Below are 14,435 nucleotides of genomic sequence, written 5' to 3'. Positions count from 1 at the left end.
GACAGTCCGTTTCTTAATAAATATATGGCTGATATATCAGATGGAGCGACCCGCTATGTGGACCGGAGTTTTCCCCGCCGTTACGACCAAATTCACTGAGGACGACCGCCTCGACCACGCCGAGATGGAGCGCTGCTTTGCGCTGCAGATGGAGGCCAGCTGCGACGGCATCATCGTTTGCGGCTCGCTCGGCGAGGGGCCGATGCTCTCGCATGACGAGAAGATCGATGTGCTGAAGACCGCGCAGAAGATCGCCGGCAACAAGCCGGTTCTGCTGACGGTCAATGAACCTGGCACCCGCGAGGCGGCGGCGATCGCGCGCCGCGCCGCCAGAGAGGGCGCCAACGGACTGATGGTGGTGCCGAGCCCCATCTATCACACCAATGCGGAGGAGACGGTCGCCGCGCTGCGCGCCGTCGCCGAGGCCGGCGACCTGCCCGTGATGATCTATTCCAACCGGCTTGCCTACCGCGTCGACGTCACCGTCGATCAGATGGAGGAACTGGCGAAGGACAAGCGCTTCGTCGCCATCAAGGAATCCTCCGACGACATCCGCCGCTCGACCGAAATCATCAACCGCTTCGGCGACCGCTACGACTTGTTCACCGGCGTCGACAATCTGGCGTTCGAGGCGCTGTCGGTCGGCGCCATCGGCTGGGTGGCGGGGCTGGTCACCGCGTTTCCGCGCGAGACGGTCGCGATCTACCAATTGATGAAGCAGGGCCGCCGCGAGGAGGCGCTGACAATCTACCGCTGGTTCCGGCCGCTGCTCGATCTCGACGTCTCGACCTATCTGGTGCAGAACATCAAGCTCGCCGAAGTCCTGGCGATCAACACCAACGACCGCGTGCGCATGCCGCGCCAGCCGCTGTCGGGCGAGCGCCGCAAGACGGTCGAAAAGATCGTCCGGGATGCACTGGCGGGGCGGCCGGAGCTGCCACAATTCTAAGGGTGGCAATGTCGCAGACCCCCTCATCCGGCCGCGGAGCCTGTCCTCGGGCTTGCCGAAGGCAAGACCCGTGGGCGGCCACCTTCTCCCCGAGGGGAGAAGAGGTCGCCAACGCTGGCGTCAGCCTCTTCTCCCCGACGACGGGGAGAAGGTGGCCCGAAGGGCCGGATGAGGGGGCTGGCTACAAGGTGCGGAGCGAGGCGGAGGCCGAGTCATGCAGCGCGCAGCCATGAACAGCGATGCTGCAATCGACATCGCCATTATCGGCGGCGGCATCATCGGCATCTGTGTCGCCGCCTATCTGGCCGAGGCGGGGCGAAATGTCACGATCTTCGATCGGACCGGGATCTGCGAGGAAACGAGCGCCGGCAATGCCGCCGCCCTGGCCTTTTCCGATGTGCTGCCGCTGGCCCACAAGGGCATGATCAGGCACTTGCCGAAATGGCTTGCCGACCCGCTCGGGCCGCTCAGCATCACGCCCGCCTATCTGCCGAAGCTGCTGCCCTGGCTTATCCGCTTCTGGCGCGCCGGACAAAGCGACCGCTACGAGGCCAGCCTCGCGGCGCAGGCAGGGATTATGCGGCTCGCCGAGGCCGAATGGGCCGGGCTGATGGCGCGCTCGGGCACCGAAGATATGCTGCGCGAGGACGGCTCGCTCGAACTTTACGAGAGCAAGGCCGAGTTCAAGGCGTCGCTGCCCGGCTGGGCGGCGAGGCAACGCTTCGGCATCGGCTTCGGCCATGTCGAGGGCGACGCTCTCGCCGCCTTGCAGCCGGGCCTGTCGCCGCGTTTCGTCAAGGGCACTTTCGTGCCGGGATGGAAGACTGTTACGGATCCGAAATTATTGGGCAAGGCGATCTGGACCTATGCCGAGACCAACGGCGCGCGTTTCGAAAAGGCTCGGATCGACCACGTCGGGGCGGGACAGGACGGCGCGACATTGACGCTGGCCGATGGCACGCTGCGGCAGGCAAAATGCCTCGTCATCGCCGCTGGCGCTTGGTCGCATCTGCTGGCGAAACATTTTGGCGACCGCATCCCGCTCGAGACCGAGCGCGGCTACAACACGACGCTGCCGAAGACCGCATTCGACGTGAAGCGGCAACTGATCTTCTCCGGCCACGGCTTCGTCGTCACGCCGCTTGAAACCGGCGTGCGCGTCGGCGGCGCGGTCGAACTCGGCGGCATTGAGCGGCCGCCCAACTACGCCCGCTCGAAAGCGCTGCTCGACAAGGCACAGAAATTCCTGCCGGGACTTGACCCGGCCGGCGGCCGCGAATGGATGGGATTCCGGCCGTCGCTGCCGGATTCGCTGCCGGTGATCGGTGGCGCCAGGCAGGCCGGCACGATAGTCTATGCCTTCGGCCACGGCCATCTCGGCCTGACCCAGGCGGCGGCCACCGGACGCCTGGTCCGCGATCTCATTCTCGGCCAAAATCCGGTGTTTGATCTGTCTCCGTTTTCTCCGAACCGCTTCTGACGGGATCTAGAAATGGCGCGCCACTCATTCTTCTGCATCGACGGCCACACTTGCGGCAATCCGGTGCGGCTGGTCGCCGGCGGCGGACCGTTGCTCAACGGCGCGACGATGATGGAGCGGCGCGCGCATTTCCTGGCCGAATATGACTGGATCCGCACCGGGCTGATGTTCGAGCCGCGCGGCCATGATTTGATGTCCGGCTCGATCCTCTATCCGCCGACGCGGCCCGATTGCGACATCGCCATCCTGTTCATCGAAACCTCGGGCTGCCTGCCAATGTGCGGTCACGGCACCATCGGCACGGTGACGATGGCCATCGAGCACGGGCTGCTCAAGCCGAAGACACCGGGCTTGCTCAGGCTGGATACGCCGGCCGGCCTGGTCACCGCCGAGTACAAGCAGGTCGGCGACTATGTCGAGGAGGTGCGCATCACCAACGTGCCGTCCTTCCTCCATGCCGAGGGTCTGACTGTCGAATGCCCGCAGCTTGGCGAGATCAGCGTCGACGTCGCCTATGGTGGCAATTTCTACGCTATCGTCGAGCCGCAGAAGACCTATCGCGACATGGCCGAGCACTCTGCCGGCGACCTCATCGCCTGGAGCCCGGTGGTGCGGCAGCGGCTCAACGAAAAATACGCCTTCGTGCATCCCGAGAATCCCGGCATCGACCGGCTGTCGCACATATTGTGGACGGGCGCGCCGACCGACAGCCAGGCGGATGCGCGCAACGCCGTCTTCTACGGCGACAAGGCGATCGACCGCTCGCCTTGCGGCACCGGCACCTCGGCGCGGATGGCGCAGCTTCACGCCAAGGGCAAGCTTGGGACCGGCGACGAATTCGTCCACGAATCGATCATCGGCTCGCTGTTCAAGGGCAGGGTCGAGAAGCAAGTCACGGTGGCGGGCAAGCCGGCGATCATTCCCTCGATCGGCGGCTGGGCGCGGATGACCGGGTTGAACACGATCTTCATCGACGATCGCGATCCGTTCGCGCACGGATTCGTCGTCAAATAGCGAGCAACCTGACCCAGGGGAAACGAACGAAACGCAAAGATTGATCGCTGCGACGGCGCAACGATCCCGCTCATCAACTTATTTTGACGGCGATTCCTTCGAAACGGCGTGCATTTTGACGACGAATCGCCAAAGACATTGCGTTATGCCAATGATAGGGTCCGCGATAGTCCAGAGGCCGGGAAGGGAAAGAACGGGCAATCCGATTGCGTGCTTCAAAATCACGCATGCCGATTAAAGAATGACGTTGCAATCCGGGCTCGAAACTTTACGACTAGGGGAAATACGAAAAGGAATGCGTCTGCATGGGCGACATTCCAGGGGAGCCACGACAGCATGCAGTATTTTGTCCAGCAGCTTATCAACGGGCTGACGCTGGGATCGATCTATGGGCTGATAGCGATCGGCTACACGATGGTCTACGGCATCATCGGCATGATCAATTTCGCCCATGGCGACATCTTTATGGTCGGCGCCTTCACCGCCCTCATCGTTTTCCTCATCCTCGGTGCTTTGTTCTATTCGGTGCCGGTGGTGATCGCGCTGCTGGTCATGATGATCGTCGCGATGCTGTTGACCAGCCTGTACAATTGGACGATCGAGAAGGTGGCCTACCGGCCATTGCGCGGTTCGTTCCGGCTGGCGCCGCTGATCACCGCGATCGGCATGTCGATCGCGCTGTCGAACTTCGTCCAGGTGACGCAGGGGCCGCGCAACAAGCCGATCCCGCCGATGGTGTCCAAGGTCTATAATATCGAGGGCGTCAGCGTGTCGCTGAAGCAAATCGTCATCGTCATCGTCACCGCGCTGCTGCTGGCGCTGTTCTGGTACCTGGTCAACAAGACCTCGCTGGGTCGGGCCCAAAGAGCGTGCGAGCAGGACCGGAAGATGGCGGCGTTGCTCGGCATCGACGTCGACCGCACCATCTCGATCACCTTCGTCATGGGTGCGGCCCTTGCCGCCGTCGCCGGCACGCTGTTCCTGATGTATTATGGCGTCATCGCCTTCTCCGACGGTTTCACGCCCGGCGTGAAGGCTTTCACCGCGGCCGTGCTCGGCGGCATCGGCTCGTTGCCCGGGGCCGTGCTCGGCGGGCTTATGATCGGCTTCATCGAAAGCATGTGGTCGGCTTACTTCTCGATCGACTATAAGGACGTCGCGGCCTTCTCCATCCTGGCGATCGTGCTGATCTTCCTGCCTTCCGGCATTCTCGGCCGGCCAGAAGTCGAAAAGGTCTGAGTTCATGGCGGTCACCACGTCTCCGGAGCGCGACATCGTCGCCACTCCCATGCAGCGCGCTACCCGCGAAGCGCTTTATGCCGGCGCCATCGCGCTCGGCCTGTTCGTGCTGTTCATCGGTCTGAGGACCGATCAGAACATCTCCAACGAGCTGATCCTTGTACAGCGCTGGTGGCTTCTTGCAGTCGTGGTCGTGCTCACCATGGCCGGCCGTTTTCTCTATGTCGCCTACGGACAGCCTTTCCTGGCAAATCAGAAGATCGTCGACGTCGCCACCGGCCTGCTGCCGGAGAGCATGGCGACGCGGTTCTTCCGCTTGCCGTATTTCATCGCTGCCATCGTTATAGTGGCCGTGCTGGCCTTCCTTGCCGGCTCCCTTGACGGATTGCTGGGGCCCGGCCTGGCCGGTTATGCACGGTTCCTGAGAGCGCTGGCGATCATCTACGCCCTCGCCTCGGTGATGTTTTATTTCCGAACCTTCATCCATGCCCATTTCTCGGCACTGGGCATAACCGCACTGGCGCTCTACCCGATCATCGTTGTGCTGGTGCTTGCTCTGTACGGAGGATCGGTGGCCGCCGGGTTCCAGGGTTCTCTGAAATGGGTCGACAATTACGGCATTCAGATCCTGATCTATGTAATGCTGGCCTGGGGGCTGAACATCGTCGTTGGCCTCGCCGGCCTGCTCGACCTTGGTTATGTCGCCTTCTATGCCGTCGGCGCCTATGCCTATGCGCTGCTCGGCACGCAATACGGCCTGTCGTTCTGGATCCTGCTGCCTGCCGCCGGCGCCATGGCCGCCTTCTGGGGGGTGTTGCTCGGCTTTCCGGTGCTGCGCCTGCGCGGCGACTACCTGGCGATCGTGACGCTGGCCTTCGGCGAGATCATTCGTCTGGTGCTGATCAATTGGCGTGAGGTTACCAACGGCTCGGCCGGTATCACCGGCATTCCCAAGGTCACCTTTTTCGGGCTGATGACGTTCAACGTCTCGGATCCGAACTATATCGCCAAGGTCTTGGACATCGCCACGTCGAGCGCCTATTACAAGATCTTCCTCTACTACCTGATCCTCGGGCTCTGCCTGCTCACCGCCTTCGTCACCATCAGGCTTAGGCGCATGCCCGTCGGCCGCGCCTGGGAAGCGCTGCGCGAGGACGAGATCGCCTGCCGCTCGCTCGGCATCAACACCACCACCACCAAGCTCACCGCCTTTGCCACCGGCGCCATGTTCGGCGGCTTCGCCGGCTCGTTCTTCGCCGCGCGGCAAGGTTTCGTCAGCCCCGAATCCTTCATCTTCCTGGAATCGGCCATCATCCTCGCCATCGTCGTGCTCGGCGGCATGGGTTCGCTGGTCGGCATCGCCGTCGCCGCCATGGTGATGATCGGTGGCACCGAGGTTCTGCGCGAACTCGATTTCCTGAAGCAGGTCTTCGGTCCCGACTTCACGCCGGAACTCTACCGCATGCTGCTGTTCGGCATGGCCATGGTCATCGTCATGCTGTGGAAGCCGCGCGGCTTCGTCGGCAGTCGTGAACCGACAGCCTTTCTCAAGGAGAGGAGGGCTGTATCCGGCTCCTTCACCAAGGAGGGCCACGGCTGATGAGTGATGCGAGCCCATCCGTGAACGATGCCATCCTGCAGGTCGAACATCTGTCGATGAAGTTCGGCGGTCTGGTCGCCATCGGCGACCTGTCTTTCCAGGCCAGGCGCGGCGAGATTACCGCGCTGATCGGGCCGAACGGCGCCGGCAAGACCACCGTGTTCAACTGCATCACCGGCTTCTACAAGCCGTCTGAGGGCATGCTCACGCTCAACCGGCGCGACGGCTCGAGCTATCTGCTCGAACGGCTGCCGAACCATGAGATTCCGGCGCGAGCCAAGGTGGCGCGCACCTTCCAGAATATCCGCCTGTTTTCCGGCATGACACTGCTGGAGAATCTGCTGGTGGCGCAGCACAACAAGCTGATGAAGGCGTCCGGCTACACTATCCTCGGCTTGTTTGGCTTCAGCGGCTACCGGACGGCGTCGGCCGAGTCGATCGACCTCGCCAGGCACTGGCTGGAAAAGGCCGACCTCGTCGATCGAGCCGACGATCCGGCCGGCGACTTGCCCTACGGCGCGCAGCGGCGCCTGGAGATCGCGCGGGCCATGTGCACGGGTCCGGAACTGCTCTGCCTCGACGAACCGGCGGCCGGGCTCAATCCGAAGGAATCAATGGCGCTCAACGCGCTCCTTATGGACATCAAGGACAACACCGGCACCTCCATCCTGCTGATCGAGCACGACATGGCGGTGGTCATGCAGATTTCCGACCATGTCGTGGTGCTCGAGTACGGGCGCAAAATCTCGGACGGCAGTCCGCATGCGGTGCGCACCGACCCGCGTGTCATCGCCGCCTATCTCGGGGTCGAAGACGAGGACGTCGAGACGGTGCTGATCGAGGTCGGCGACGAAGACGTCATCGAGCAACTCGACACCGGCCCGGATGCGACGCACGGTCCGGGCTCGTCGTCCTCGTATTTCGCCGGACCGGTGACCGACACGGTCGGACACAGTGAGGGCGAACGCGTCACGGTGTCGAAGGGCGCGTCGAAAGCCGGGCAGGTCGATGCAAGGTCGGGCGCGGCAAGGCCCGCATCGCCGGCCGAAGCCAAACCGGAGAAACCTTCCGCCGCGAAATCCTCCACTGCAAAGCCGGCCGCCAAGGCTCCGGCAAAGCCCAAGACACCGGGCGACTCCAACCGGGGCGGAGGGAATGAATGATGGCCGGCACAACGCTGCTCGACATCAAGGGCGTCCAGACCTACTACGGCAACATCAGGGCGCTGAACGGCGTCGATGTCACCGTCAAGCAGGGCGAGATCGTGGCGCTGATCGGCGCCAATGGCGCCGGCAAGTCGACGCTGATGATGACCATTTTTGGTGCACCACGGGCGCGGGCCGGCACCATCACCTTCGCCGGCACCGACATAACCCAGTTGCCGACCCATGAGATCGCGCGCATGCGCATCGCCCAATCTCCGGAGGGCCGGCGCATCTTCCCGCGCATGACGGTGATGGAAAACCTGCAGATGGGCGCCAGCCTCGACAACCTCAAGCACTACGACGAGGACGTTGAGAAGGTGTTCACGCTGTTTCCACGCCTGAAGGAACGCATTACCCAGCGCGGCGGCACGCTGTCGGGCGGCGAGCAGCAGATGCTTTCGATCGGACGTGCGCTGATGGCGCGGCCGAAACTGCTCTTGCTCGACGAGCCTTCGCTGGGCCTGGCGCCGCTGATCGTCAAGCAGATCTTCGACGCCATCCGCGAGTTGAACCGCACGCAGGGGCTGACCGTGTTCCTGGTCGAGCAGAACGCCTTCGGCGCGCTGAAGCTCGCCACGCGAGGCTATGTCATGGTCAACGGCAACGTGACGATGAGCGGCACCGGCAAGGAGCTGCTCGCCGATCCGGACGTGCGCGCCGCCTATCTCGAAGGCGGCCATCACTGAGTTCAGGAGACATCAATCATGCAGGGCATTCTCTATGAGGAACCCTCGGTCTGGCAGTTCTTCTTCGTCACCTGCCTGCTTGGCGGCTGGGCGGCGTGGATGACGGGCAAGGCCTGCGCCCAGACATGGCGCAGCTTCGTCCAATTGTTCGCCTATTTGCTCGGCCTCGGTATAGCCGTAAGGTTCATCCATCACGCGCTGTTCGGCGGCACGATGTTCTCGCTGCACTACTACATCGTCGACACCATCGTCCTGATGATACTGGGCTTCATCGGCTATCAATACACGCGCACCAACCAGATGGTGACACAGTATAGCTGGCTCTACGAAAGAGCATCGCTTTTGAATTGGAAACCAAAAGGTTGACGTTCATCATTAACGCCGTTTCGGGGATGAATCGGCGTGACAAGTGCCTGAAAATCGGCAAAGTACGCTTTCTGCGAGTAAAAGTGGGCATCGCATGAAAGCATCATCCACGCCCACTCTGTAAATGGGAGCGTTTTACATGAGAAAATCACTTTTGTCCGCCGTCGCCCTGACCGCGCTCGTCGCGTTCAGCGGAAGCGCGTGGGCTGACGTCCTGATCGGAGTTGCCGGTCCGATCACCGGCCCGAATGCCGCCTTCGGCGCGCAGCTGCAGAAGGGCGCCGAACAGGCTGTCGCCGACATCAATGCGGCCGGCGGCATCAACGGCGAGCAGGTCAAGCTCACGATCGGCGACGACGTCTCCGATCCGAAGCAGGGCATTTCGGTAGCCAACAAGTTCGTCGGCGACGGTGTCAAGTTCGTGGTCGGCCACTTCAACTCGGGCGTTTCGATCCCGGCATCGGAAGTCTACGCGGAAAACGGTATCCTCGAGATCACCCCGGCCGCGACCAACCCGCAGTTCACCGAGCGCGGCCTGTGGAACACGTTCCGCACCTGCGGACGCGACGACCAGCAGGGCAGTATCGCCGGCGCCTATCTCGCGCAGAACTTCAAGGATGCCAAGATCGCGGTCGTCCACGACAAGACGACCTATGGTCAGGGCCTTGCCGACGAGACCAAGAAGGCGATGAACGCTGCCGGCGTGACGGAAGTCATGTATGAAGGCGTCAATATCGGCGACAAGGACTTCTCGGCGCTGATCGCCAAGATGAAACAAGCCGGTGTTTCCATCATCTATTGGGGTGGTCTGCACACCGAAGCCGGACTGATCATCCGCCAGGTGGCTGACCAGGGCCTCAAGGCCACGCTGGTTTCCGGCGACGGCATCGTGTCGAACGAACTGGCCTCAATCGCCGGTGACGCGGTTGATGGCACGCTGAACACATTCGGCCCGGATCCGCGTCTGATCCCGGAGAACAAGGAACTGGTCGAGAAGTTCCGTGCGCAGGGCTTCGAGCCGGAGGCCTACACGCTTTATTCCTACGCCGCCATGCAGGCGATCGCGGGAGCCGCCACAGCCGCCAAGTCGAACGATCCGATGGAAGTTGCCAAGGCTCTCAAGGCCAATGGCCCGTTCAAGACCGTGCTGGGCGATCTTTCCTACGACGAGAAGGGCGATCCGACGCTGCCTGGCTACGTCATGTACGAATGGAAGAAGGGCGACGACGGCAAGTACACCTACGTCCAGAAAATGTAAGCCTGTCGACGACGACAACTTCGGAATGCCCGGCGCCTCGCGCCGGGCATTTTTCATGGGAGTTTCCGAAAGCCTGGATCGGGACCGCGAGGCGACGTCCGGACCGATACGCAATGTGACAACGCGGTAGATCAAACTAAATCGGTTTACTACCCCCCACCTGATTTCGTTTGCGCTGCAGCATTTTCGCGTTAATCATGGCGCCAGTTCCCTTCCCGCCAGCGTCTGGAGCCTTGTCCTTGGCAATCACGAAGATCCTTGTCGCCAACCGGTCCGAAATCGCCATCCGCGTCTTCCGCGCGGCCAACGAACTCGGCCTCAAAACCGTGGCGATCTGGGCCGAGGAGGACAAATACTCGCTGCACCGCTTCAAGGCGGATGAAAGCTACCAGGTCGGGCGCGGGCCGCATCTGAACAGGGATATGGGGCCGATCGAAAGCTATCTGTCGATCGAGGAAGTGATCCGCGTCGCCAGGCTTTCGGGCGCCGATGCCATCCATCCGGGCTATGGGCTGTTGTCGGAAAGCCCTGAATTCGCCGAAGCCTGCGCCAAGGCCGGCATTATTTTCATTGGACCGAAGCCGGATACGATGCGCAGGCTCGGCAACAAGGTCGCCGCACGCAACCTGGCAATCGAGGTCGGCGTGCCGGTAATCCCCGCCACCGATCCCCTGCCGGACGACATCGAGGCGGTGAAGGCGCTCGCCAGGACGATCGGCTATCCCGTGATGCTGAAGGCGTCGTGGGGCGGCGGCGGCCGCGGCATGCGCGCCATCCGTTCGGAGGCCGATCTCGCCCGCGAGGTGACGGAGGGCAAGCGCGAAGCGAAAGCCGCCTTCGGCAAGGACGAGGTCTATCTCGAAAAGCTGATCGAGCGCGCCCGCCATGTCGAGGTGCAGGTGCTGGGCGACACACACGGCAATGCCGTGCACCTGTTCGAGCGCGATTGCTCCATCCAGCGCCGCAACCAGAAGGTGGTCGAGCGCGCGCCGGCGCCGTATCTCCAAATGTCGCAGCGCGAAGAGCTTTGCGGCTACGCGCTGAAGATCGCGCGCGAGACGAGTTATATCGGCGCCGGCACGGTCGAGTTCCTGCAGGATGCCGACACCGGCAAATTCTACTTCATCGAAGTCAATCCGCGCATCCAGGTCGAGCACACCGTCACCGAACAGGTGACCGGCATCGACATCGTCAAGGCGCAGATTCATATCCTCGATGGCTTTGCCATCGGCACGCCGGAATCGGGCGTGCCGGCGCAGAAGGATATCAGGCTCAACGGCCACGCGCTGCAGTGCCGCATCACTACGGAAGATCCCGAGCATAATTTCATCCCCGACTATGGCCGCATCACCGCCTATCGCGGCGCCACCGGTTTCGGCATCCGCCTCGATGGCGGCACCGCCTATTCGGGCGCGGTCATCACCCGTTTCTATGACCCGCTGCTGGAAAAAGTGACAGCCTGGGCGCCGACGCCGGCCGAGACCATCGCCCGCATGAACCGGGCGCTGCGCGAGTTCCGTATTCGCGGGGTGGCGACCAACCTCACCTTCCTCGAGGCGATCATCAATCACCCGAGTTTCGCCGAAAATTCCTATACGACCAAGTTCATCGACACGACGCCGGAACTGTTCGCGAGCGTGAAGCGGCAGGATCGCGCGACCAAGCTGCTCAACTACCTGGCCGATGTCAGCGTCAACGGCCATCCCGAGACTCGCGGCCGGCCGCAGCCGAAGGCCGATGCGGCGGCACCGATGGTGCCCTATCTCAACGGCGATGTGCCTGATGGCAGCAAGCAGAAGCTCGATGCGCTTGGGCCGGAGAAATTCGCGGCCTGGATGCGCGCACGCAAAGAGGTGCTGGTCACCGACACGACGATGCGCGACGGACACCAATCCCTGCTCGCGACGCGGGTGCGCACATATGACATCGCCGGCATTGCCGGCACCTATGCGCGTGCGCTGCCGCAGCTTTTGTCGCTCGAATGCTGGGGCGGGGCGACCTTCGACGTCGCCATGCGCTTCCTCACCGAAGACCCGTGGGAGCGGCTCTCGCTGGTGCGCGAGGCAGCGCCCAATCTGTTGCTGCAGATGCTTTTGCGCGGCGCCAACGGCGTCGGCTACACCAACTATCCCGACAATGTCGTCCAGCATTTCGTCAAACAGGCAGCAAGCGGCGGCGTCGACCTGTTCCGAGTCTTTGACTGCCTGAACTGGGTCGACAACATGCGCGTCGCCATGGACGCGGTCGGCGCCGAAGGCAAGCTGATCGAAGCAGCGATCTGTTACACCGGCGACATACTCGACCCGGCGCGAGCCAAGTACGACCTCAAATACTACGTCGCGCTGGCCAGGGAGTTGCAGGCGGCCGGCGCCCATATCGTCGCGGTCAAGGACATGGCCGGGCTCTTGAAGCCGAACGCCGCTCGCGCACTGTTCAAGGCGCTGCGCGAGGCGACCGACCTGCCGATCCACTTTCACACGCACGACACGTCAGGCCTGTCGGCGGGGACGGTGCTGGCGGCGGTGGACAGCGGTGTCGACGCCATTGACGCGGCGATGGATGCCCTGTCCGGCAACACCTCGCAGCCTTGCCTGGGCTCGATCGTCGAGGCGCTGAAGGGCACCGAGCGGGATCCGGGCCTCGACCCGCAATGGATCAGGAATATCTCGTTCTACTGGGAGGCGGTGCGCAACCAGTATGCTGCCTTCGAAAGCGACCTGAAGGGACCGGCCTCGGAAGTTTACCTGCACGAAATGCCGGGTGGGCAGTTCACCAACCTCAAGGAGCAGGCGCGCTCGCTCGGGCTGGAGACGCGCTGGCACGAAGTGGCGCAAACCTATCACGACGTCAATCTGATGTTCGGTGACATCGTCAAGGTGACGCCGTCGTCCAAGGTCGTTGGCGACATGGCGCTAATGATGGTGAGCCAGGACCTGACGGTTGCAGATGTCGAAAATCCTGCCAGGGATATCGCCTTCCCGGACTCGGTCGTGTCGATGCTGCGCGGCGATCTCGGCCAGTCGCCGGGCGGTTGGCCGGAGGCACTGCAGAAGAAGGTGCTTAAGGACGATAAGCCGATCACCGTGCGACCTGGCTCGCAGTTGAAACCGGCCAATCTCAAGGCCAGCCGCAAGGAGATCGAAGATAAGCTCGAGCGCAAGCTCAGCGAATTCGAATTCGCCTCGTGGCTGATGTACCCGAAGGTTTTCTCCGACTTTACCGCAGCGCAGGAAACCTACGGGCCGGTCAGCGTGCTGCCGACGCCAACCTATTTCTACGGCATGAAGCCGGAAGACGAGATCTTTGTCGACATAGAGAAGGGCAAGACGCTGGTGGTGCGCTGCCTGGCCATCGGCGATGTCGACGAGAAGGGCATGGTCACCGTGTTCTTCGAGCTCAACGGCCAGCCGCGCCGGGTCAAAGTGCCGGACCGCGCGCATGGCGCTTCCGCCGCCAAGGCGCGGCGCAAGGCTGAGCCGGGCAACGAGGCGCATGTCGGCGCGCCGATGCCCGGCGTCGTCTCGGCGCTTGCCGTTGCCGCCGGCCAGGCGGTCAAGGCCGGCGACGTGCTTTTGTCGATCGAGGCGATGAAGATGGAGACGGCATTGCATGCCGAGCGCGACGGCACAATCGCCGAAGTGCTGGTCAAGGCCGGCGACCAGATCGACGCGAAGGATCTGCTGATCGCCTTCGGATGAGACAGAAATGTTGCCCAGGCAGAGGTTTCTGCGTCTGGCGGCAGCCCTTCATGCCGCATCGATAACAGCTTGACCGGTCGCCTCCGGTCGGGCATCGAACCGCTGCAAATTCGCCGCGACGGTTCGTGAGTCGCGGCATGGAAACGACGCGGAGAAAAAATGGCCGACGACATCACCGAGACCAGCCAGACTGTTGCCGCCGGCCAGCTGCGAGCCTTCATCGAGCGCATCGAGCGGCTCGAGGAAGAGAAGAAGACGATCGCCGACGACATCAAGGAAGTGTTCGCCGAGGCCAAGGGCACCGGCTTCGACACCAAGGCGATGCGGTCGATCATCCGGCTGCGCAAGAAGGACCAGGCTGAGCGGCAAGAGGAGGAAACCATCCTCGACCTCTACAAAGCCGCACTCGGCATGGTGTAAGGCTGGTAACAGCCCTGGGCGCCGGTTGCGCCCGCAACGGGTCGAACCATGAGCGAATTCGACTTTGGCGGCCGCCGCGCGTCTGAGTTCCGCCAACGCGGCTTCTGGACGCTGTTCGCGGAACGGCATCCAGAAGAAAGGCCTCTGATGGCGCGGCGCGGACCCTGGTTCTGGCAGCGCGGGCTGCCCGACTTCGCATTGGTCCTTTCCATGTATGTCGCGCCGGCGCAGAACCATGTCGGCGTCTTCTTCGGCCGCAACGAGAAGTTCGGCGCCACGGAAGCCTGGTCGCGGTTGAAACCGTTCCAGCCGGCGATCGAAGATAGGTTGAAGCTCAGGCCGGAACAGAGTTGCGAGGGCCTCGGCATCAATTCGCTGTGGCGGGTGAACTGTTTTGCCGAGGACAATTGGCCGGCCATGGCCGACTGGCTGGTGACGGAGGCATCGCGTTTCGAGCGCGCCGTTGCCGAGGTTCTCGGCGAGGCTGGCGAAGCCGGTTCGTGAATTCGCCTGCCTGTCG

The 14,435-nt window shown here is 62.8% G+C and carries 12 protein-coding genes; all 12 read left to right on the top strand.

Annotated features, from left to right (window positions below):
• Positions 1 to 55 precede the first annotated feature (55 nt).
• The 12 genes from NMG80_RS14005 to NMG80_RS13950 all read left to right on the top strand — a co-directional run bounded on the left by NMG80_RS14005 (position 56) and on the right by NMG80_RS13950 (position 14,419).
• Positions 56 to 949, top strand: coding sequence for a dihydrodipicolinate synthase family protein (locus NMG80_RS14005; RefSeq protein WP_254018641.1), 894 nt, complete (start codon positions 56 to 58; stop codon positions 947 to 949).
• A 229-nt stretch (positions 950 to 1,178) separates the two neighbouring features.
• Complete coding sequence (locus NMG80_RS14000; protein WP_254018694.1) at positions 1,179 to 2,429, top strand: NAD(P)/FAD-dependent oxidoreductase; 1,251 nt, start codon at positions 1,179 to 1,181, stop codon at positions 2,427 to 2,429.
• Positions 2,430 to 2,441: 12 nt separating this feature from the next.
• Positions 2,442 to 3,443: a 4-hydroxyproline epimerase gene (locus NMG80_RS13995; RefSeq protein ID WP_254018640.1), complete on the top strand. Its 1,002-nt coding sequence runs from the start codon at positions 2,442 to 2,444 to the stop codon at positions 3,441 to 3,443.
• A gap of 336 nt (positions 3,444 to 3,779) precedes the next feature.
• On the top strand, positions 3,780 to 4,682 hold the full coding sequence (locus tag NMG80_RS13990; RefSeq protein ID WP_254018639.1) for a branched-chain amino acid ABC transporter permease: 903 nt from the start codon (positions 3,780 to 3,782) through the stop codon (positions 4,680 to 4,682).
• A gap of 4 nt (positions 4,683 to 4,686) precedes the next feature.
• Entirely contained in the window at positions 4,687 to 6,282 is a 1,596-nt protein-coding gene (livM, locus tag NMG80_RS13985; protein WP_254018638.1) for a high-affinity branched-chain amino acid ABC transporter permease LivM, read from the top strand.
• Entirely contained in the window at positions 6,282 to 7,445 is a 1,164-nt protein-coding gene (locus tag NMG80_RS13980) for an ABC transporter ATP-binding protein (RefSeq protein WP_301943358.1), read from the top strand. Before livM ends, NMG80_RS13980 begins: the two co-directional genes overlap by 1 nt.
• Positions 7,445 to 8,173 (top strand): ABC transporter ATP-binding protein, encoded by a 729-nt coding sequence (locus tag NMG80_RS13975; protein WP_254018693.1) that lies wholly within the window; start codon positions 7,445 to 7,447, stop codon positions 8,171 to 8,173. Before NMG80_RS13980 ends, NMG80_RS13975 begins: the two co-directional genes overlap by 1 nt.
• Positions 8,174 to 8,191: 18 nt before the next feature.
• Positions 8,192 to 8,539 carry a DUF6867 family protein gene (locus NMG80_RS13970; protein ID WP_254018637.1) on the top strand — a complete coding sequence of 116 codons (348 nt, stop codon included), beginning with the start codon at positions 8,192 to 8,194 and terminating at the stop codon, positions 8,537 to 8,539.
• A gap of 139 nt (positions 8,540 to 8,678) precedes the next feature.
• Positions 8,679 to 9,797, top strand: coding sequence for a branched-chain amino acid ABC transporter substrate-binding protein (locus NMG80_RS13965; RefSeq protein ID WP_254018636.1), 1,119 nt, complete (start codon positions 8,679 to 8,681; stop codon positions 9,795 to 9,797).
• 239 nt (positions 9,798 to 10,036) lie between these two features.
• On the top strand, positions 10,037 to 13,495 hold the full coding sequence (gene pyc, locus NMG80_RS13960) for a pyruvate carboxylase (RefSeq protein ID WP_254018635.1): 3,459 nt from the start codon (positions 10,037 to 10,039) through the stop codon (positions 13,493 to 13,495).
• A gap of 159 nt (positions 13,496 to 13,654) precedes the next feature.
• Positions 13,655 to 13,915, top strand: a complete 261-nt coding sequence (locus tag NMG80_RS13955; RefSeq protein WP_023800031.1) for a DUF2312 domain-containing protein — start codon at positions 13,655 to 13,657, stop codon at positions 13,913 to 13,915.
• Positions 13,916 to 13,963: 48 nt separating this feature from the next.
• A complete protein-coding gene (locus NMG80_RS13950) occupies positions 13,964 to 14,419 on the top strand; it encodes a DUF4268 domain-containing protein (protein ID WP_254018634.1) in 456 nt (151 codons plus the stop codon).
• The last annotated feature ends 16 nt before the right edge of the window (positions 14,420 to 14,435 follow it).

Origin of the sequence: Mesorhizobium escarrei, from assembly GCF_935825525.1 — a bacterium.
GTDB classification, from domain to species: Bacteria; Pseudomonadota; Alphaproteobacteria; order Rhizobiales; family Rhizobiaceae; genus Mesorhizobium; species Mesorhizobium escarrei.
This window is presented reverse-complemented; position numbering and strand designations above follow the sequence as displayed.